This is a genomic window from Bradyrhizobium sp. MI1.11 (assembly GCF_055811255.1).
The window spans coordinates 13,611-32,090 of record NZ_JBVVPM010000046.1; the positions used below are offsets into that span (position 1 = coordinate 13,611).

Below are 18,480 nucleotides of genomic sequence, written 5' to 3' on the forward strand. Positions count from 1 at the left end.
AAATAGTGCTGTGTTGCAGCGCTTTTTCGCATTCCTATGCGGCCGTGGAGCCTGCTCAAGCTTACCAAGATTTCATGTGATAATGCCGCCACACCGACGCCAGTCCCTTCAATCCGCCTGCACCGCTCGCGATGCGGCTTCAGTCCGGTCTCGAAACCGAGGTGGGCCACTCTCGCGAGGCCGTCCATTGTCGAAACGAATGGGCATTCGTCGTGCAGAGATTTGACCGCCTCCCGCGTACCAGCCGCACTCTTCGAGGGCGATGTCTCAGATCCAATGGCGAAGGTGCGCTGGCGACGACCCTTATCTTCCATGTTTTGGCAGGGACCGGCCAGATCCTCCTACCGATATCCCGCAGCGTAGCACAGCAGCAGCATCGGCGATCTCTCCTCCCAAAAATTCACTGCTTCCGGGCACTTCCGCCGGTTTCGCCGCAGCGCAAAAGCCTTCCCCTTTGACCGCCCAAGCACTAGGTTCTGGCCAACCTGATCAACCCTTTGCCAGTGATTTCCCCTGACATGACCATCAAAAATGACGTTGTCGAAGCCATCGGCAACACCCCGCTGATCAAGCTCAAGCGCGCTTCCGAACTGACCGGCTGCACCATTCTGGGCAAGGCCGAGTTCATGAATCCCGGCCAGTCGGTGAAGGATCGCGCCGGCAAATGGATGATCCTGGAGGCCGAGAAGCGCGGCGAGCTCAAGCCCGGCGGTCTCGTCGTGGAATCGACCGCCGGCAATACCGGCATCGGCCTTGCGGTCGTGGCGAGCGCGCGCGGCTACCGCACGCTGATCGTGATCCCGGAAACGCAGAGCCAGGAGAAGAAGGATTTTCTGAAGCTGTGCGGCGCCGAGCTGCTGGAATCACCGGCACTGCCCTATTCCAATCCGAACAGCTACCAGCATGTCGGCCGCCGTCTTGCCGACGAGCTGCGTAAGACGGAGCCGAACGGCGTGCTGTTCGCCGACCAGTGGAACAACCTCGACAATGCGAAGGCGCATTACGAGTCCACAGGTCCTGAGATCTGGGAGCAGACCGGCGGCAAGGTCGACGGTTTCGTCTGCTCCGTCGGCAGCGGCGGCACGCTGGCCGGCACCAGCCGCTTCCTGAAAGAGAAGAGCAAGGACGTCAGGATCGCCTGCGCCGACCCGCACGGCGCCGGCATGTATGAATATTTCAGAACGGGCGACGCCAAGGCGACGCCGGGCGGCTCGATCACCGAGGGCATCGGCCTCAACCGGGCGACCGCAATCGTCGAGAGCGCAAAGGTCGACGACGCCTATCTCATTCCCGATGCCGAAGCGGTGACGGTGATCTACGAACTCCTCCAGCACGAAGGCCTGTGCCTCGGCGGCTCGACCGGCATCAACATCGCCGGCGCCATCCGCCTCGCAAAGCAGCTCGGACCGGGCAAGACGATCGTCACCGTGCTCTGCGATTCCGGCAGCCGTTACCAGTCAAAGCTGTTCAACGCCGACTTCATGCGCGCCAAGAACCTGCCGGTGCCGGAATGGCTGGAGAAGCGCAGCAACATCAAGCTGCCGTTCGTCTAGAACGTTCCGGAAGCCGGCCGTCTAACTCCAGGTCGGCCGCGACGATCCCTGCGACACCCGCGTGAGGCGCTCGTTCGATAGCGAGGGCTTGATCGCGCGCGTGCGCGGCGGGAGGGGAGCGCCGTAGGAGCCTTCGCTGTCGCCGCTCGGCCAGAACACGAGCGCGAGCATCAGCGCGAGGTTGACGAGCGCGCCGACCGCCGTTGCCTGATGCTCCTGCCCGATCGCCCAGGCCGGAAACCGGCCCGCGACGACATGGTCGACGATCACCAGCGCGAACCAGGCAGGCACCACGCAGACCGGATCCCAGCCGATGTCGCGGATGCGCATCGATTGCAACGTGAAGGTGACAACTCCGAAGAAGACGATCGCAGCGATCATCGCCGAGCTGCTGGTGAGATCTTCAGGCCGGATCGCGCCGGGCGAGGTGTTGCGCAGCACGGCCATTGCGATTGCAAAGCAGATCGCCGTCATCACGATCGCAAGCGCGACCGTGGCGAGGAAGAAATGCAATCGCCCGAGCCGGGCGTTCAAGCCGAAGACGAAACCGAGCATTGGCGTACCCTTTTAGCGCCATATGCCCAGAAATGGCTTTCGGAGCCATGAACCGGCACTATCGCGCGCCGGCGCATGGTTTCCGGACGACCAAGCTGGCCAGCGCAATTCGAGACTTCGCCCCACCCGAGAGGGTCAGGCGCCCTCGCCGCCTTCGGCAGCCGCGGCACAATAGTCGCGCCAGAACTGGCGATAGCCCGCCTCGACCCTGGCCGTGTAGATTTCGACATTGCCGGCGGGGGAGGCTGCGATCCGAGCCGGCAACTCGCTACGCAACTTCGCCAGGTGCGCCGGCTGCGCCGCATATTTGCAGGCGATCGCGGCATAGCCCTCGTCATCCTCGGCGACCCAGTCGTCGAGACCGACAGCAGCCACGATCGAACCGCCGGCACGCGACGAGGCGCCGTTGCCGAGCTTGGCCACGACCGGAACGCCCGCATAGAGCGATTCCCAGGTGCTGACGCCGCCGTTTTGCGGGAACGTGTCGAGCGATATGTCGACGTTTGCAAACGCCCGCAGGTGCTCGTGGCGCGGCGTCGAGCCCAGGCAGATGACATTCTCCTCGGCAACGCCCTGCGCCACGAACCGCGCGATCAGACTATCGCGCAGCATGGGATCGTCGAGCAGCGTATGCTTGATGACGATCTTCGAACCGGTCACCTCGCGCATCACGTTCGACCACACCCGGATGGCCTCGTCCGAGATCTTGTAGATGCGGTTGAACACGCCGAAGGTGACATGGCCGTTGCGGAGCATGGGCGGCTCCGATGCAGGTACATCCAAAATGGGATCGATCGTGATCAGGCACGGCAGGTCGTAGACCTTTTCAGCCAGCAGATGGCGCGCCGATTGCGGAATGAAGATGGGATCCGCGAGCACGTAGTCCATGGTCTGCAGGCCCGTGCCCGTAGCGTGTCCGAAACCCGAGACCTGGATCGGGGCCGGCTTGCGGGCGAAGACGTGGAGCCTGTTGCCGGTGGTGTGCCCGGACACGTCGATCAGGATATCGACCTTGTCCGCCTGGATGCGATCGGCGAGTTCGTCGTCCGAAAGCTGCCAGGCGTCGACCCAGACGTCCGCCGAGGACCTGAATGCGGCGGTCATCTCATCTCTTACCGGCGAGCACGAATAGCAGACGATCTCGAACCTGGCGTGATCATGATGGCGCAGCACCGGTAACAGAGCGAACGCTGCCGAGTGATGCCAAAACTCGGCAGCAACATAGCCAACCACGATCCGCCTGTCGGGATCGAGCTGCCGCGGGGCAAGAGTCCTTCGCGGCAATCTCGAGCCGATCGCGTCCCACCACTGTTTTCGCGCAGCCTGCTGGACCGCAAAATCCGCGTCGGGGAGATAGTCCAGCAAGAATATCTTGCGCCCGATCAAGTCCGCATAGTCAGGCGCGATTGCCAGCCCTGCATCGAGATGTTCGAGCGCCGTCGCGATGTCTCCCTGGCTCGCATAGCAGGAAGCCAGGAGCGCAATTCCGATGTCGGACCGCGGATGTTCCTCGAGCAACTTCTTGACGACCGCAATCGCCCCGGCCGTATTGCCCTTGAGAATGTTGACTTGCGCCTTCCCCTGCAAGGCCACTTCGAGCCTCGGTGAAAGCGCCAGCGCCGCATCGAAATCCGCGAGCGCCTGCTCCAGCCGCAACAGATCGAGATTGAGCCGTCCGCGCTGCGCCAGAATCTTCGGCGAATCCGGCTTGATCGCGAGCCCTGCCGCGATCGCCGCGGCCGCCTCTTCGTAGTGCCGGAGCTCGATGCACACCATGCCCTTGCCCGCGATCGCTTCCGCATGACGCGGTTGAAACGCGAGGGCGCGATCGAAACTCTCCTTGGCGCGCTGGAACTGCCCTTCGATCAGCTCCGCCATGCCACGATTGCAGAATGCATCGGCATAGTCCGGCTTCAGCCTGATAGCGCGTTCGTGCAGCTCGATAGCCTGCTCGGCGAAGCCCATGTGCAGCAGCGTATTGCCGAGATTGGTCAAGGCGATCGGAGAATTCGGCTTCAGCGCAATGGCTTTCTCCTGGCATGCGCGAGCGTCCTGAAACTTCTGGAGGGTGAAATACACTGCCCCGAGATTGCCATGGGCATCGGGCGAACGTGGATCGAGCACGGTCGCGCGCTCGAGCAATTGTTGCGCCTCATCGAGGCGCCCGCCATCATACGCGCGCAGGCCAAGCAGGTGCGCGGCGTCGAAATGATCCGGAACCTCCGTCAGAATCCGCCGGCAGAGTGTCTCGACCTCTGCGTATCTGCCCTGCCCGAGTGCCTGAACCGCGGCGGACATGAGCGCGTCCGCCTGCTTCCTCAATTTCTTTTGCAATCGCGCGTTCTGGAATGCGCGCGCGCCGGCGCTGCTCTGCAAAGTCTCTCTCCGGAGTATGGCCCGAAAAGAGGCTGGCCGATTCGCATGGTGCCAAGCTGGCGGATCGGTTAGACCAGCGACGCCACCGGATTGCAGGTGCTCAGCGCAGGATCTGGCTCAGGAACAGTTTTGTGCGGGCGTGCTGCGGGGCCGCGAAGAACTCGTTGGGCGTGTTGGCTTCGATGATCTGGCCCGCGTCCATGAACACCACGCGGTTGGCGACCTCGCGGGCAAAGCCCATCTCGTGGGTGACGACCAGCATGGTCATGCCCTCCTCGGCAAGGTCGACCATGGTGTCCAGCACCTCCTTGACCATTTCGGGGTCGAGCGCCGAGGTCGGCTCGTCGAACAGCATCACCTTCGGGTTCATCGTCAGCGCGCGGGCAATCGCAACGCGCTGCTGCTGACCACCGGACATCTGCCCCGGAAACTTGTTGGCCTGGTGCGGGATCTTGACCCGCTCCAGAAACTTCATCGCCGCCGCTTCGGCATCCTTCTTGGGGATGTTGCGCACCCAGATCGGCGCCAGCGTGCAATTGTCCAGCACGGACAGGTGAGGAAACAGGTTGAAGCTCTGGAACACCATGCCGACTTCGCGCCGCACCGCATCGACATGCTTCAGGTTCGGCCCGAGCTCGATGCCGTCAACGACGATCTCGCCTTCCTGAAACTCCTCGAGCGCGTTGATGCAGCGGATCAGCGTCGACTTGCCCGAGCCGGAGGGGCCGCAGATCACGATGCGCTCGCCCTTCTCGACCGCAAGGTCGATGTCGCGCAGCACGTGAAATTCGCCGTACCATTTGTTCAAGCCGGAAATTTTGACGATGGGGTCGGACATGGTGACCTCGATCAGTTGCGGCGGTGAGCGTTGAGGCGGTGCTCGACGAAGAGCGAGTAGCGTGACATTCCAAAGCAGAAGATGAAGTAGATGATCCCGGCGAAGGCGAACCCGGTGAACGCGGTCGACGGCGACGACCATTTCGGATCCGAGAACGACGCCCGCAGCGAGCCCAGCAGATCGAACAGCGCCACGATCGAGACCAGCGACGTGTCCTTGAACAGGGAGATGAAGCTGTTGACGAGGTTCGGAATGACGTGGCGCAGCGCCTGCGGCAGCACGATCAGCGAGGTCGTCTTCCACCAGGACAGCCCCAATGCCGCGGCCGCCTCGCCCTGCCCGCGCGGGATAGCAGCCAGCCCGCCACGGACGTTCTCAGCCTGATAGGCGCCCGTGAACAGCGAAATTCCAATCAGCGCACGCACCAACCCGTCGACTGTGAAATTGCCCGGCAGAAACAGCGGCAGCATGTAGGTGGCGAAGAACAGCACGGTGATCAGCGGCACGCCGCGCCAGAACTCGATGAAGGCGATCGAGAAGATCCGGATCAGCGGAATGGTCGAGCGGCGGCCAAGCGCCAGCGCAATGCCGATCGGCAGCGAGGTGACGATGCCCGTGACGGAGACCACCAGCGTCACCAGAAGTCCGCCCCATAGGTTCGTCTGCACGATCGGCAGTCCGCCGTGATCGAGCCCCATCAGCTTGATCACGATTGCGATGGCGGCGAAGGTGACGACGCTGGACGTCAGGGCCCGCCCCCCCGTGCGGAGGCCGCCGCCGAGAACGAAGGCGATCAGCGAGACGATCGCGGCGGTGATGGCGAAATCGGCCCAGACCGACTGGCCCGTCCCCTGCAGCTGGTCACGCAGCCAGGTCAGCGGAAAGATCAGCCAGTAGATCGCGGTCCCCACGAGCATGATGACATTGCCGACGACCCACAACAGCGGTGCGGCAGAGGATGTCTTGCCGAGACCGAGCAGAGCCTTGCCGGCGCCGATGATGCTGTCGTCGAACAGTTGCAGCAGGTCAGCGGTCCAGCTCAGGCCAAATCCCTTGATGCCGCCGCCATGCAGCAGAAAGAATGCGACCACTGGAAACGCAAAGAAGAACAGGCCTGCGTTCAATCCTTTCGACGGCAGTCGTGGAATGAGCAACGGCACCAACAGGACCACCGACAGGACGAGCGTGAGGTTGACCCGCCAGCGTTCGGCTTCGGGGTAGAAGCCGTAGATCAGTTGCGGCAGCTTGGCCTGGATGTAGGGCCAGCAGGCGCCGACCGTAAAGCCGGCGTTCTCGGCGAGGCAGGCCGTGCGATCCTTACCGGTCCAGACTGCATCGACCATCAGGAATCTGACGGAAGGAATGATGGTGAACCATAGCAGCAAGGCGCCGACGATCGTGAGCAGGATGTTGGTCGGCGAGTTGAACAGGCGCGTCCGCACCAGGCCGACGAAGCCCGTGGTCTTCACCGGCGCGGGACGCTCATCGAGAAGATCCTGGCGGACGAAGCTGGACGAGGTGATATCGCTCATGCGCCGAGACTCCGGCTGATGCGCCAACCGTAGACGCTCATGACGGCGCTGGTGATCAGCGAGATCAGGAGATAGACGCCCATCGTCATGGCGATGATCTCGATGGCCTGCCCGGTCTGGCTCAGCGACGTGCCAGCGAACACGGAGACAAGGTCAGGATAGCCGATCGCGACGGCCAGCGACGAATTCTTGGTGAGATTGAGGTACTGGTTGGTCAGCGGCGGAACGATGACGCGCATTGCCTGCGGTACGACCACCAGGCGCAGCGTGGTGCCGCGGCTCAGGCCCAGCGACGATCCCGCCTCCATCTGCCCGCTGTGGACGGAGAGGATGCCCGCGCGCACGATCTCGGCGATGAAGGCAGCCGTATAGGTCGACAAGGCCAATGTGAGCGCCACGAACTCCGGGATGATCCGCGAGCCGCCGGCGAAATTGAAGCCCTTGAGCTGCGGCAGCTCGAAGCTGAAGGGCAGACCCGCTACCAGAATGGTGACGAGCGGCAGTCCGAACAGCAGGCCCAGCACATAGGGCCAGATCCGGATCATCTGCCCCCGCTGGAACAGCGCCCGGCGCGCGTGGATGCGCAGCACCACCGAAGCCACGATGCCGAGCGCCAGCACCACAAGAAACGCCTCGAAGCCGCTCTCGCCGATCGGCCGGGGAATGACGAGACCGCGATTGCTGACGAAAGCGATGCCGAGCAGCGAAATGCTCTGTCGTGGATTAGGCAAGGCAGCAAGCACCGCCAGGTACCAGAACAGGATCTGGAACAGCACCGGCAGGTTGCGGATGATCTCGACATAGATTTCGCCAATGCGCGCGAGCAACCAGTTGGGTGACAGCCGGCACAGCGCGACAATGAAGCCGATCACGGTGGCAAACACGATGCCCACCACCGAGACCACGAGCGTATTGAGGAGCCCGACCAGGAACACGCGCAGGAACGTGTCCGAGCCGGTATACGAGATCAGCGTCTGATTGACGTCGAAACCGGCGTTGTTCGCGAGGAAGCCGAAGCCGGCCGCAATGTGCTGGTTCTCGAGGTTGGCGCGGGCGTTGGAGACGATTTCATAGGCAATCCAGCCCAGGACCGCAGCGAAGGCAAACTGGACGGCGATGCCGTTCCAGCCTGTCTTGCCCCCCAGGACGCGCCTGATCTTCAGCGCGATCTGGGGCGGGGGTTTGCGGGCCTCGATGCTCATCGCCGCGAGCGCGGGTCAGGCGGGGTCAGCGGATCGGCGGCGCGTATTGGAGACCGCCCTTATTCCAGAGATTGTTGAGTCCCCGATTGATACCAAGCGGCGAGCCTGCGCCGACGTTGCGGTCGAACACTTCGCCGTAATTGCCGACGGCTTTCACGATGCGCACCACCCAATCCTTGCTCAGGCCGAGCTGTTCACCGAAATTGCCGTCGGTGCCGAGGACGCGCTTCAGCTCCGGATTTTCCTGCTTCGCCTTCTCGTCGACGTTCTTCGCGGTCACGCCGAGCTCTTCGGCGGTGATCATGGCAAACAGCGTCCATTTCACGATGTCGAACCACTGGTCGTCGCCGTGGCGCACCATCGGTCCGAGCGGCTCCTTCGAGATGATTTCCGGGAGCACCATGTGATCGCCGGGATTGGCAAGCTTCAGGCGGTTGGCGTAAAGGCCCGACTGGTCGGTGGTGAAGACGTCGCAGCGCCCGGCCTCGTAGGCCTTGACCGTTTCGTCGTTGGTGCCGAACGCGATCACCTCGTACTTCATGTTGTTGGCCTTGAAGTAGTCGGCGAGATTCTGCTCCGTGGTGGTGCCGGTCTGGACGCAGACCGAGGCGCTGTTGAGCTCGAGCGCCGAGTTCACCTTGAGCGACTTCTTCACCATGAAGCCCTGCCCGTCATAATAGGTCACGCCGGTGAAGTTTGCGCCGAGCGAGGTGTCGCGCGAGATGGTCCAGGTGGTGTTGCGCGACAGCACGTCGACTTCGCCGGATTGCAGCGCCGTGAAGCGGTCCTTGGCGGAGAGCGGCACGTACTTGACCTTGGTCGGATCGTTGAAGATCGCCCCGGCGATCGCGCGGCAGACGTCGACATCAAGCCCGGTCCAGTTGCCCTTGTCGTCCGGCGAGGAGAAGCCGGGCAGGCCCTGACTGACGCCGCAGGACAGCATGCCGCGGTCCTTGACGGTCTTGAGCGTTTGCGCCTCGGCGGCTTGGGCCGTCAGGCCGGCGGCGAGGGCGAGAGTGAGAGCCAGGATTACGCGTTTCATGGGCTTGGGGCCTTTCAAAGTCGTCTCAAGGTCAGGAACGTTGTCTTTGCGATCGTCTCTGCCAGGGCTAGCCGTATCAGGACCAGCCCTGCAAGAGTCATGCTGGAAAACCTTGCCGATCACCCGCCGATCCCGGGAGGCCCTACCTTAATCCCCGCCGAAAGGCGCCCGCCGTTACGGCTGTGGCGCGTGGTCCGGTCAGGCGATGGATCGAAGGTCGCGGCAGGCCCCTCAACATGCGGCGACTGACTAGCACCTGCGATAACAGAACGGCTGGCGTGCCGGGTCAAGGGGTTGACGGGACTCTTCTGTGTTCTGTTATTAACGACAGCGGCCTTTCGGCCTGCCCGCGGGCGCAGCGCGCCTGGTGGAAACGCGCTTTTGAAAGCAGACGCATGGATTCCTCACACCCCTCCGAACAGCACGCCGAGACCCGGCTGGTCACCTCCGGCCGCGACACCAAGGCGCAGAAGGGGTTTGTCAATCCTCCGGTGTTCCACGGCTCGACCGTGCTCTATCCGACCGCCGAGGACCTGCACGCCCATCGCGGCGAGTTCACCTATGGTCGCCATGGTTCCCCCACCACCAAGGCGTTCCAGGAGACGCTGATGGCGCTGGAGGGGCCACAATGCGCCGGCGTCGGCATCGTGCCGTCGGGCCTGTCGGCGATCTCCACCACCCTACTCTCGGTGCTGAAGGCCGGCGACCACATCCTGGTCTGCGACAACGTCTACCGGCCCTCGCGCAATTTCTGCAATGGCATGCTCACCCGCTACGGCATCGAGACCACCTACTTCGATCCGATGATCGGCGACGGCATCGACAAGCTGTTCAGATCCAACACAAGCGCCGTCCTGGTCGAGGCGCCCGGCTCGCAGTCGTTCGAGATGCCCGACATCCGCGCCATCGCCGATGTCGCACATGCGCGCGGCGCGCTCGTCATCGACGACAACACCTGGGCGACGCCGCTTTATCACCGCTCGCTCGAACAGGGCGTCGACATCAGCATGCAGGCCGCCACCAAATATATCGGCGGCCATTCCGACATCATGTTCGGCACCATCTCGGCCAATGCCAGGGCATGGCCGCAGATCGCCGAAGGCATCCGCCTGCTCGGCGTCTGCGCCGGTCCCGATGACGTCTTCCTGGCGCTGCGCGGCCTGCGTACGCTGTCGGTGCGGCTGGCGCAGCATCATCGCTCCGGCCTCGACATGGCGCGCTGGCTCGCCAACCGGCCAGAGGTCGCGCGCGTGTTGCATCCGGCACTCGAGACCGATCCGGGCCATGCGATCTGGAAGCGCGACTTCACGGGCGCGTCGGGCCTATTCAGCATCGTGCTGAAGCCGGCGCCGCAGAAGGCGGTCGACACAATGCTCAACACGCTCAAGCTGTTCGGCATGGGCTTTTCCTGGGGCGGCTTCGAGAGCCTTGCGATTCCTTTCGACTGCGACGGCTATCGCACGGCGACCAAGTGGGCGCCGGGCGGCCCTACCCTGCGTCTGCACATCGGGCTGGAGAGCACTGACGACCTCAAGGCCGACCTCGATCGCGGCTTCGCTGCCCTCAAAGCAGCAATGTGAGCCTGTTCACAAGGCACTGCGCCTGCGCACGCGCCAACGCGCGCCGCAGGAACGTGTAGCCGCTGCAAACGTTGACGCCCCCTGCGCCAACAAATGGTTTGAACCTCAAGCATTTGGCGCTAGCCTCACCAATCGACTCCAATCCGGACTCGGAGCATGGGAACGTTGGTACTGCTCGATCTGATGGGCGGCGTGGCGCTGTTGCTGTGGGGCCTGCACATGGTCCACAGCGGGATTCTGCGTGCCTTTGGCCCGGACCTGCGACGGCTGCTCGGCAAGGCTCTTGGTAACCGCTTCAACGCGTTTGCTGCCGGTCTCGGGCTGACGGCGCTGCTCCAGAGCAGCACCGCGACTGCGCTGCTCACGAGCTCGTTCGCAGCCGAGGGCCTGCTCAGCCTTGTCACCGCGCTTGCCATCATGCTCGGCGCCAATGTCGGCACGACGTTGATCGTGCAGGTGCTGTCGTTCAACATCGCGGCCGTCGCGCCGGTCCTGTTCGTGCTCGGACTGGTCGCCTTCCGCGTGGGTCCGCGCTCGCGGATCAAGGATGTCGGCCGTGTCTCGATCGGTCTCGGACTGATGCTGCTGTCGCTGCACATCCTGCTCGACACGCTGGCCCCGGCCGAGAACGCACCGGGCGTCCGCGTCATGATGTCCTCCATCACGGGCGATCCCGTTCTGTGCATCGTGACCGCGGCGCTCGTCACCTGGGCGGTGCATTCGAGCGTCGCAAGCGTGCTGCTGATCATGTCACTGGCCTATTCGCAGTTCATCTCGCCTTACGCCGCGCTCGCACTGGTGCTTGGCGCCAATCTCGGCAGCGCCATCAATCCCGTATTCGAAGGCGCCAAGCGTGACGATCCCGCCAGCTATCGCCTGCCAGTGGGCAATCTCGTCAACCGGGTGATCGGGATCGCGCTCGTCCTGCCCTTCCTGGGCCCGATCGCCGAGCACTTCCACGCTTGGCAGCCTGATCTTGCCAGGATGACGGCGGCGTTTCATATCGCCTTCAACGTCGGTACGGCCATGATCTTCATCGGCCTGCTCGATACCATGTCGCGCCTGTTGACCCGGCTCCTGCCCGATCGTGTTCAGGAGGCCGATCCGGCCCGGCCGCGCTATCTCGACGAGACCGCGCTGGAATCGCCGTCGCTGGCGCTGGCCGATGCCGGCCGCGAAACCCTGCGCATGGGCGATCTCGTGGAAGTCATGCTGCGCAAGGTGATGGCGGCGATGATGAGCGGCGACCGCGCATTGGTCGACCAGGTCTCGAAGATGGACAACATCGTCGACGGCCTCGACGAAGCCATCAAGCTCTACGTGACGAAACTCATGCGCGGCAGCCTCGACGAGAGCGAGGGCCGGCGCGCCATGGAGATCATCTCCTTCGCCATCAATCTGGAACATATCGGCGACATCATCGACAAGAGCCTGAGCGAGCTGGCGACCAAGAAGATCAAGCGCCGCTTCCAGTTCTCGCCCGAGGGCGCCGAGGAGCTCGCCGCCTTCCACAAGCGCACGATGGATTCGCTGCGCATCGCCTTCGGTGTCTTCATGTCGGGCGACGCCAACGAGGCGCGCAAGCTGCTGGTGGAGAAGACGGCGCTGCGCAACACCGAGCTTGCCGCCGTCGAGCGCCACCTCGATCGCCTGCGCGAGGGCCGTCCCGAGACCATCGAAACCACGTCGCTGCATCTCGACGTGCTGCGGGACTTGCGCCGCATCCACTCGCACATCTGCTCGGTCGCCTATCCCGTGCTCGACGCAGCCGGCGAGCCCCATCGCAGGACCGAGACGGAGACCGCCGCCCTGCCCGCAACGGGCGCGGCGTCGGCCTTGCCGCGCTAGTCGCGTCGGATCAGCGCTCCAGCGTCTTTGACGCGCGGCCGCGGTTCTTCACGATCAGCATGATGTTGCGGATATAGATGATGGTCGCCAGCGCCTGGCCGAGGATAATGACGGGCTCGCGCTTGACGACGCCGTAGACCAGCGTCATCAGCCCGCCGCCCATGGAGCAGAACCAGAACGCCATCGGCACGACGCTGTTGCCGGCGCGCTCGCTCGCGATCCACTGCACCAGGAAGCGTGCCGTGAAGAACAGTTGCGCGACGAGGCCGAACGCGAGCCAGAAGTCGAACTTGGCCACGAAGACGTCGTAGAAATAATTGCTCAGCGCCTGACCGTATTGGATGATCATGCCGTCACCTCAGTCACATCCGGCGTCGGCTTCTTGCGGCGGATCAGCCACCACACGCCCCCGAGATCCATGATGCCGATCCACAGCCGGTCGAAGAAACCGTAGTTCGAAACGCCGGAGCGGCGCGGCCGGTCGATCACGTCGACATAGGCGATCTCGTAGCCCTCGCGGCGCACCAGTGCCGGCAGGAAGCGATGCAGCCCGTCGAAATAGGGCATCATCAGGAACACCTCGCGCCGGAACGCCTTCAGGCCGCAGCCGGTATCGCGCGTCCCGTCCTTCAGGATCGCGTTGCGGACGCCGTTGGCGATGCGCGACTGGAATTTTTTGAAGCCGGTATCCTTGCGGCCGACGCGTTGTCCGGCGGCAAGTCCAACCTTGCTTCCGTTCTCGACCGCCGCGATCAGGTCGGGCAGGAAAGCCGGATTGTTCTGGCCGTCGCCGTCGAGCGTCGCCACGATGGCACCGCGTGCCGCACGCACGCCGCTGCGCACGGCCGCGGACTGGCCGCCTGATCTGGCATGGCGCAGCTGGCGCAGATTGTCCCGCTGCTTCATGACCGCGCCGAGCCGTTCGCCGGTCGCGTCGCTCGAACCGTCATTGACGTAGATGATCTCATAGGTCCAGCGGCCGTCGAGCGCTGCGACGATCTCCTCGATCAGCGGCACGATGTTGTCGGCTTCGTTGCGCACGGGAACGACGATGGAAACCGAGGGCTGGAAAACCGAAGGCTGGGACGACAAATCGAAGCTCGTGGTTAGAATTGGCTTGGCTCGGGAACCGGCGGTCCCGGCAGGCAGCCGCTTTTATGGGGCGGATGCCCCGTGGGCAACCCTTTTGAGGCGGCCCGAGACCGCCCCTGCAAGAGGCACAATGGTGCCGTCGGCACGGATGGCAAAGCCGAGCCTGCGGGCCGCGAACCAGTAGCGCACCGCCAAGGCGCCGACCAAGCCGACCAAGGCGCCGGCCACAACGTCACTCGGGTGGTGCGCAAGCAGCACCAGTCGCGTCAGCAGGATCACGATCGCGTAAGTGAACATGAACACGCGCAGGCGCGGCCACAGCGCCGAGACCGCGAACGCCAGCGCGAACGCCGTCACCGCATGCCCCGACGGCAGGCTGGCATAGGCCCCGGTCCCCTCGAACGGGATGAAGTTGAACGGATTGGCCTTGCCGCCGACGAACGGACGTCCCCGACCGATGAGATATTTCAGGATCTCGGCGACGAATACGGGCACGGCAACAGACAGAAACATGAACTGCAGTCGCGTGCCGAGGCCGAGCAGCAACGCGCGGCTGGTGCCGTGCAATCCCGCCGCAACCAGCGCCAGGACCACCAGCAGGCCCCCGAGCACCGAGAGCACATACTCGTCCTTGCCGAAATCGGTGAGGATGCGGATCGGCCACAGGCCGGGCGCGCCACGTGCCGGCATCAGCTGGATCTCGGTCAGGTCGAACACGACCATCAGCGCGATGACCAGGGCTGCACCTGCCGCACTCAGCCACAGCGAATGCCGCGCCAGCTTTCGCGCGGCCTCGGCGCGGCGCGAATGCGAGGGCGTACGCACGAGTTGCGCCAGGGCGCGCCCGGAGAGCGTGAGCAATTGCGCGGGATAGCTCGCGCGCGGCGAGATGTCGGTTGGTGCCGACATCCTACTCGGTGCCTTCCGAGCGGAAGATCGAGATCGAGATCGCACGCCCTTGCGAGAAATTATAGCCTTCGATGCGGGTACCAACCTTGTAGCGCAGCCCGATCGCCTCAGCGCGCTGCACGAAACCGCGCTCCGAACGCTGCTCGATCAGCGCGAAACGGCAGCTTCCTTGCCGCAGGAAATCCGCCGCGCCCGAACCGTCGGTGAGCAGCGTCTGCGTACCGGTCAGGAAGACGAGGCTCGGCTCGTGATAGCCGGCCGCGGCCGCCTTCGGGCCGACGCAGGTGACGTTGCGAAGCGCGCGTGCGATCTCGATGCTCGGAAACAGCGGCGTCAGCGAGGGCAGCACGATGCCGTAGACTGTCACCGCGAGCATCAGGGCTGCGACCAGCGCGTTGAGCAGCGAGCGCTCGGCGTGATTGTTGTCGTGAAGCCACCAGGCGAACAGGCCGAAGATCAGCGAGGCCGCGATGAACGGCCAAGCCACGAAAGCAGGCTGCCGCGTCAGCATCACCGCGCCGACGACGGCGATGATCGAGCCGCCAACGGGGATCGCGAACCACCAGGCCGAGCCGCGCATCAGCCACGACCACGACAGCACGCGCCGCTCGAGCGCGCCCGCGGTGAGGATCGCGATCGCAGGATACAGCGGCAGCACGTAATGCGGCAGCTTGGTCAGCACCACCTCGAACACGATCCAGGATGGGATCAGCCAGGCCAGCAGGAACTGCGCGCCGGGCTCGCGCCGCGCGCGCCAGACCGCGGGCGCCGCCATCGCCGCGAGCGGCGCGCCGGGCCAGAACGTGATCCAGAACAGCGCCAGATACAGTCCGGGCGGAGCGCCGTGAGATTCCTGAGCGCCCAACTTGCTCAGCATGTCGCCGCCGACGGAATCGGCGAAGAAGGCATCGCCCGCGCGCCAGAAGATCGCGACGAACCAGGGCAGCACCAGCACCAGCATCCACATCAGGCCCCAGAGCGGGCGCAACTTCCATAGCCAGGAGGCGTCGCGGTCCTGGATCGCGAGCGCGACGATGGTCAGGCCCGCGAACATCAGGATCAGCGGACCCTTGATCAGGATGCCGACAGCGAGCGCGGTCCAGAAGATCGCGGGCCAGCTCCAGGGCGGACGCGTCTCGTCCTCGGCGCGCTGCCACGACAGATAGGCCCGCCCCATCGCGCCCATCGCGGCGACCACGCAGAACAGCAGCATGGCGTCGGTCTTCGCAAGCCGCGCCTCGACCCCGAGCAGCACGGAGGCGCACATTAGAAGGGCTGCAAGCACCGCGGCGCGCCGCGTGACGAAGCCGAGCGCCGTCCAATAGGTCATGAGCACGGCGCCGATAGCGCCGATCAGAGACGGCAGCCGGTAGACCCAGATCCGCAACTCGGCTTTCGGCAGACCGAGCGCCGATGCCGTCTCGACCGCAGCCGATTGCAGCCAATAGATTCCGACCGGCTTCTTGTAGCGGACGTCCTCCTGGAAGCGGATATCGACATAATCGCCACTCTCGACCATCTGCTTGGTCGCCTGCGCAAAGCGCGCCTCGTCGCGGTCAACCGGCGGAATCGTGAAGAAGCCTGGCAGGAACAGCAGCAGCGCGCACAGCAGCAGGAAGGCGACCGCGCGGACGTGGCTGGCGGTGGCGATGTCGAACATGGACACGAGCCGACTGCCCGGATTCACCGGGGATTTCGGCTCGCGGGGAGCTCCAAAACGGGGTGTTGGGTAGGTCTCGGCCATCGGTTCCGCTTACGCTGAAACCGCCATCGCCACAACCGCTTGAGGCAGGGTCATTGAATTCGAATGACAACTGTGTCCGCGGCGCCCGCGGCATCGATGACGGTCAGCCGCGCAAAGCCCGGACCAGGCGGATCGATCAGCCGCTGGCGCCGTCCGTCGATCTCGCCCTGCGCCGTTCCGTTAACCATGACGGTCATAGGCAGAACGCCTCCGGCGACCTTGACCGGCATGGCTGCGCCCCCCTCGCCACCTGAGCGATCGACGTCGATCCGCGAACCGTTCAGCGGAAACTGGATGTGCAGAGCCTGCTCGCCCCCGGTCCGCACCAGATCCCCGACCGGACGGAACCGCCTCAAGGGCAACGGCAGCTTGGCGTTGCTGGCAACGAGAGTTCCTTTCGGTGGCTTCGGCAACGGCAGGAGCGTCTTGCCGGTTCGGGCGAAGGCGTCGAATAGGATCGGCGCGGCGGCGACGCGCCCGATCAGGCCCGGAACCGGCGCGCCGTCGGGCCGGCCGACCCAGACGCCGATGGTCATGCGCCCGTCGAAGCCCATCGACCAGGCGTCGCGGTAGCCGTAGGAGGTGCCGGTCTTGAAGGCGATGCGGTTGCGAGCCGCGTTCTCCGGCGGCGGGGTGCCGAGCAGCACATTGCCGACTTGCCAGGCCGCGACCTGATCGAGCAGTCGCAGCGGCTCGCGCACGTCCCTGTCGCTCATGATCTCGCGCAGCGGCTTGGTGGTGCCGAGCCGGGCGAAGCCCGCATAGAGCTGGGCGAGGTCCTGCAGCGTCACACCGACGCCGCCAAGGCCCATGGCAAGTCCCGGCGCCTCGTCTTTGGGCAGCACCAGATTGCCGCCCGCCTGATGCAGCCGCGAGGCCAGCCGGCTCGCGCCGACGCGGTCGAGCAGGACGATCGCGGGCACATTCAGCGACAGCTGCAGCGCCTTCTTCACCGGCACGGTGCCCTGGAACGTCATGTCGAAATTTTCCGGCGCGTAGGAGCCGAAGCGCACGGGCCGATCGTCGATCAGACTGTCGGGGTGAACAAAACCGTCCTCGAAAGCGAGCCCATAGATGAACGGCTTCAGCGTCGAGCCCGGCGAGCGGACCGCGCGGGTCATGTCGACCTGCCCTGCCCGGCGCTCGTCGAAATAATCCGCCGAGCCGACGCGTGCGAGCACGTCGCCGCTCTCATTGTCGACGACGATGATGCCGACCGAGATGTTCGGTCCCAGCGCAATGGCACGGTCGCGCGCCAGCGGCTCAAGCACCTTTTGCAGGTTGGCATCCAGCGTCAGCTTGATGACGGGCGCGTCCTTGACCGTCGCAAGCGCCGCATCGGAGGCATGCGGCGCCAGGATCGGCATTGGCCTGCGCAGCTTCGGCACGGGAACGGCCTTGGCCTGCTTGGCATCGTCGAGGCTGATCTGTTGCTCCTCGACCATGCGGTCGAGCACGCGGTCACGCGCTTTGCGCGCCGCATCGGGATAGCGATCGAGCCTACGGGTCTCCGGCGATTGCGGCAGCGCGACCAGCAATGCGGCTTCAGCCAGCGACAACCGCTTCGGCTCCTTGCCGAGATAGGCGGTCGAGGCAGCGCGGATGCCTTCGAGATTGCCGCCGTAGGGCGCGAGCGCGAGATAGAGGTCGAGGATCTGCTGCTTGCTCAAGCTGCGCTCGATCTCGATCGCACGCACCATCTGCCGCAGCTTTGCATGGAGCGAACGCTGCCGCCGCGGCTCCATCAGCCGCGCGAGCTGCATCGAGATGGTCGAGCCGCCCGAGACGATGTGGCCGCGGGTCGCAAGCTGAAACGCAGCGCGCCCTAGTGCCAGCGGGTCGATACCGTCATGCGCGTAAAAGCGCTGGTCCTCATAGGCGAGCAGCAGCTTCAGATAGGTCGGATCGACGTTCGTATTTGTCTCAACCGGCAGTCGCCAGCGCCCGTCCGCCATCGCATAGGCGCGCAGCAGCTTGCCGTTGCGATCGACAATGGTGGTGGAAACTTGGCGGGCTTCGTCGAAAGGCAGCGGACCGAGGGCGTAGACCCAGGCGACGAAACCGACGATGGTGAGAATGAGCGAGAATGCCAGCGCGGAGAGGACATGCAGGTCCAAGCTCCGCGCTCCGTCATGGCCGGGCTCGTCCCGGCCATCCACGTCCTTGCCCCTCGCACAAAAGTCCGTGGATGCCCGGGACAAGCCCGGGC

General features: G+C 64.5%; 14 protein-coding genes. 3 read left to right on the forward strand and 11 right to left on the reverse strand.

The window, feature by feature from the left end; genetic code table 11:
* The first annotated feature begins 518 nt into the window (after positions 1 to 518).
* Positions 519 to 1,553, forward strand: a complete 1,035-nt coding sequence (locus tag AC0L30_RS32175) for a cysteine synthase A (protein ID WP_354128224.1) — start codon at positions 519 to 521, stop codon at positions 1,551 to 1,553.
* 21 nt (positions 1,554 to 1,574) lie between these two features.
* Here AC0L30_RS32175 and AC0L30_RS32180 read toward each other — a convergent pair whose 3' ends face one another.
* The 6 genes from AC0L30_RS32180 to AC0L30_RS32205 form a co-directional block, all read right to left on the reverse strand.
* Complete coding sequence (locus AC0L30_RS32180) at positions 1,575 to 2,108, reverse strand: DUF805 domain-containing protein (protein WP_354128223.1); 534 nt, start codon at positions 2,106 to 2,108, stop codon at positions 1,575 to 1,577.
* Positions 2,109 to 2,243: 135 nt separating this feature from the next.
* Positions 2,244 to 4,484 carry an O-linked N-acetylglucosamine transferase, SPINDLY family protein gene (locus AC0L30_RS32185; protein WP_473406051.1) on the reverse strand — a complete coding sequence of 747 codons (2,241 nt, stop codon included), beginning with the start codon at positions 4,482 to 4,484 and terminating at the stop codon, positions 2,244 to 2,246.
* Positions 4,485 to 4,584: 100 nt separating this feature from the next.
* Positions 4,585 to 5,322 (reverse strand): amino acid ABC transporter ATP-binding protein, encoded by a 738-nt coding sequence (locus AC0L30_RS32190; RefSeq protein ID WP_007591212.1) that lies wholly within the window; start codon positions 5,320 to 5,322, stop codon positions 4,585 to 4,587.
* 11 nt (positions 5,323 to 5,333) lie between these two features.
* Complete coding sequence (locus tag AC0L30_RS32195) at positions 5,334 to 6,854, reverse strand: amino acid ABC transporter permease (protein WP_219680178.1); 1,521 nt, start codon at positions 6,852 to 6,854, stop codon at positions 5,334 to 5,336.
* Complete coding sequence (locus tag AC0L30_RS32200) at positions 6,851 to 8,056, reverse strand: amino acid ABC transporter permease (protein ID WP_219680181.1); 1,206 nt, start codon at positions 8,054 to 8,056, stop codon at positions 6,851 to 6,853. The genes AC0L30_RS32195 and AC0L30_RS32200 overlap by 4 nt, the downstream gene beginning before the upstream one ends.
* Before the next feature lie 25 nt (positions 8,057 to 8,081).
* A complete protein-coding gene (locus AC0L30_RS32205) occupies positions 8,082 to 9,098 on the reverse strand; it encodes an amino acid ABC transporter substrate-binding protein (protein ID WP_007591217.1) in 1,017 nt (338 codons plus the stop codon).
* Positions 9,099 to 9,493: 395 nt separating this feature from the next.
* On the opposite strand from AC0L30_RS32205, the gene metC reads away from it, so the two are divergent.
* Together metC and AC0L30_RS32215 are read left to right on the forward strand one after the other, a co-directional pair.
* Positions 9,494 to 10,678: a cystathionine beta-lyase gene (gene metC / locus AC0L30_RS32210; RefSeq protein WP_473406052.1), complete on the forward strand. Its 1,185-nt coding sequence runs from the start codon at positions 9,494 to 9,496 to the stop codon at positions 10,676 to 10,678.
* A gap of 156 nt (positions 10,679 to 10,834) precedes the next feature.
* Positions 10,835 to 12,526: a Na/Pi cotransporter family protein gene (locus tag AC0L30_RS32215; protein ID WP_473406053.1), complete on the forward strand. Its 1,692-nt coding sequence runs from the start codon at positions 10,835 to 10,837 to the stop codon at positions 12,524 to 12,526.
* 10 nt (positions 12,527 to 12,536) lie between these two features.
* On the opposite strand, the gene AC0L30_RS32220 is transcribed toward AC0L30_RS32215, so the two are convergent.
* From AC0L30_RS32220 to pbpC, 5 genes are all read right to left on the reverse strand, one after another.
* Complete coding sequence (locus AC0L30_RS32220) at positions 12,537 to 12,875, reverse strand: lipid-A-disaccharide synthase N-terminal domain-containing protein (RefSeq protein WP_007591223.1); 339 nt, start codon at positions 12,873 to 12,875, stop codon at positions 12,537 to 12,539.
* Positions 12,872 to 13,618 carry a glycosyltransferase family 2 protein gene (locus AC0L30_RS32225; RefSeq protein ID WP_007591225.1) on the reverse strand — a complete coding sequence of 249 codons (747 nt, stop codon included), beginning with the start codon at positions 13,616 to 13,618 and terminating at the stop codon, positions 12,872 to 12,874. Before AC0L30_RS32225 ends, AC0L30_RS32220 begins: the two co-directional genes overlap by 4 nt.
* Before the next feature lie 63 nt (positions 13,619 to 13,681).
* A complete protein-coding gene (locus AC0L30_RS32230; protein ID WP_473406054.1) occupies positions 13,682 to 14,527 on the reverse strand; it encodes a phosphatase PAP2 family protein in 846 nt (281 codons plus the stop codon).
* A gap of 1 nt (position 14,528) precedes the next feature.
* Complete coding sequence (locus AC0L30_RS32235) at positions 14,529 to 16,271, reverse strand: ArnT family glycosyltransferase (RefSeq protein WP_473406055.1); 1,743 nt, start codon at positions 16,269 to 16,271, stop codon at positions 14,529 to 14,531.
* A 50-nt stretch (positions 16,272 to 16,321) separates the two neighbouring features.
* Positions 16,322 to 18,430 (reverse strand): penicillin-binding protein 1C, encoded by a 2,109-nt coding sequence (pbpC, locus tag AC0L30_RS32240; RefSeq protein ID WP_473406056.1) that lies wholly within the window; start codon positions 18,428 to 18,430, stop codon positions 16,322 to 16,324.
* Between the last annotated feature and the right edge of the window lie 50 nt (positions 18,431 to 18,480).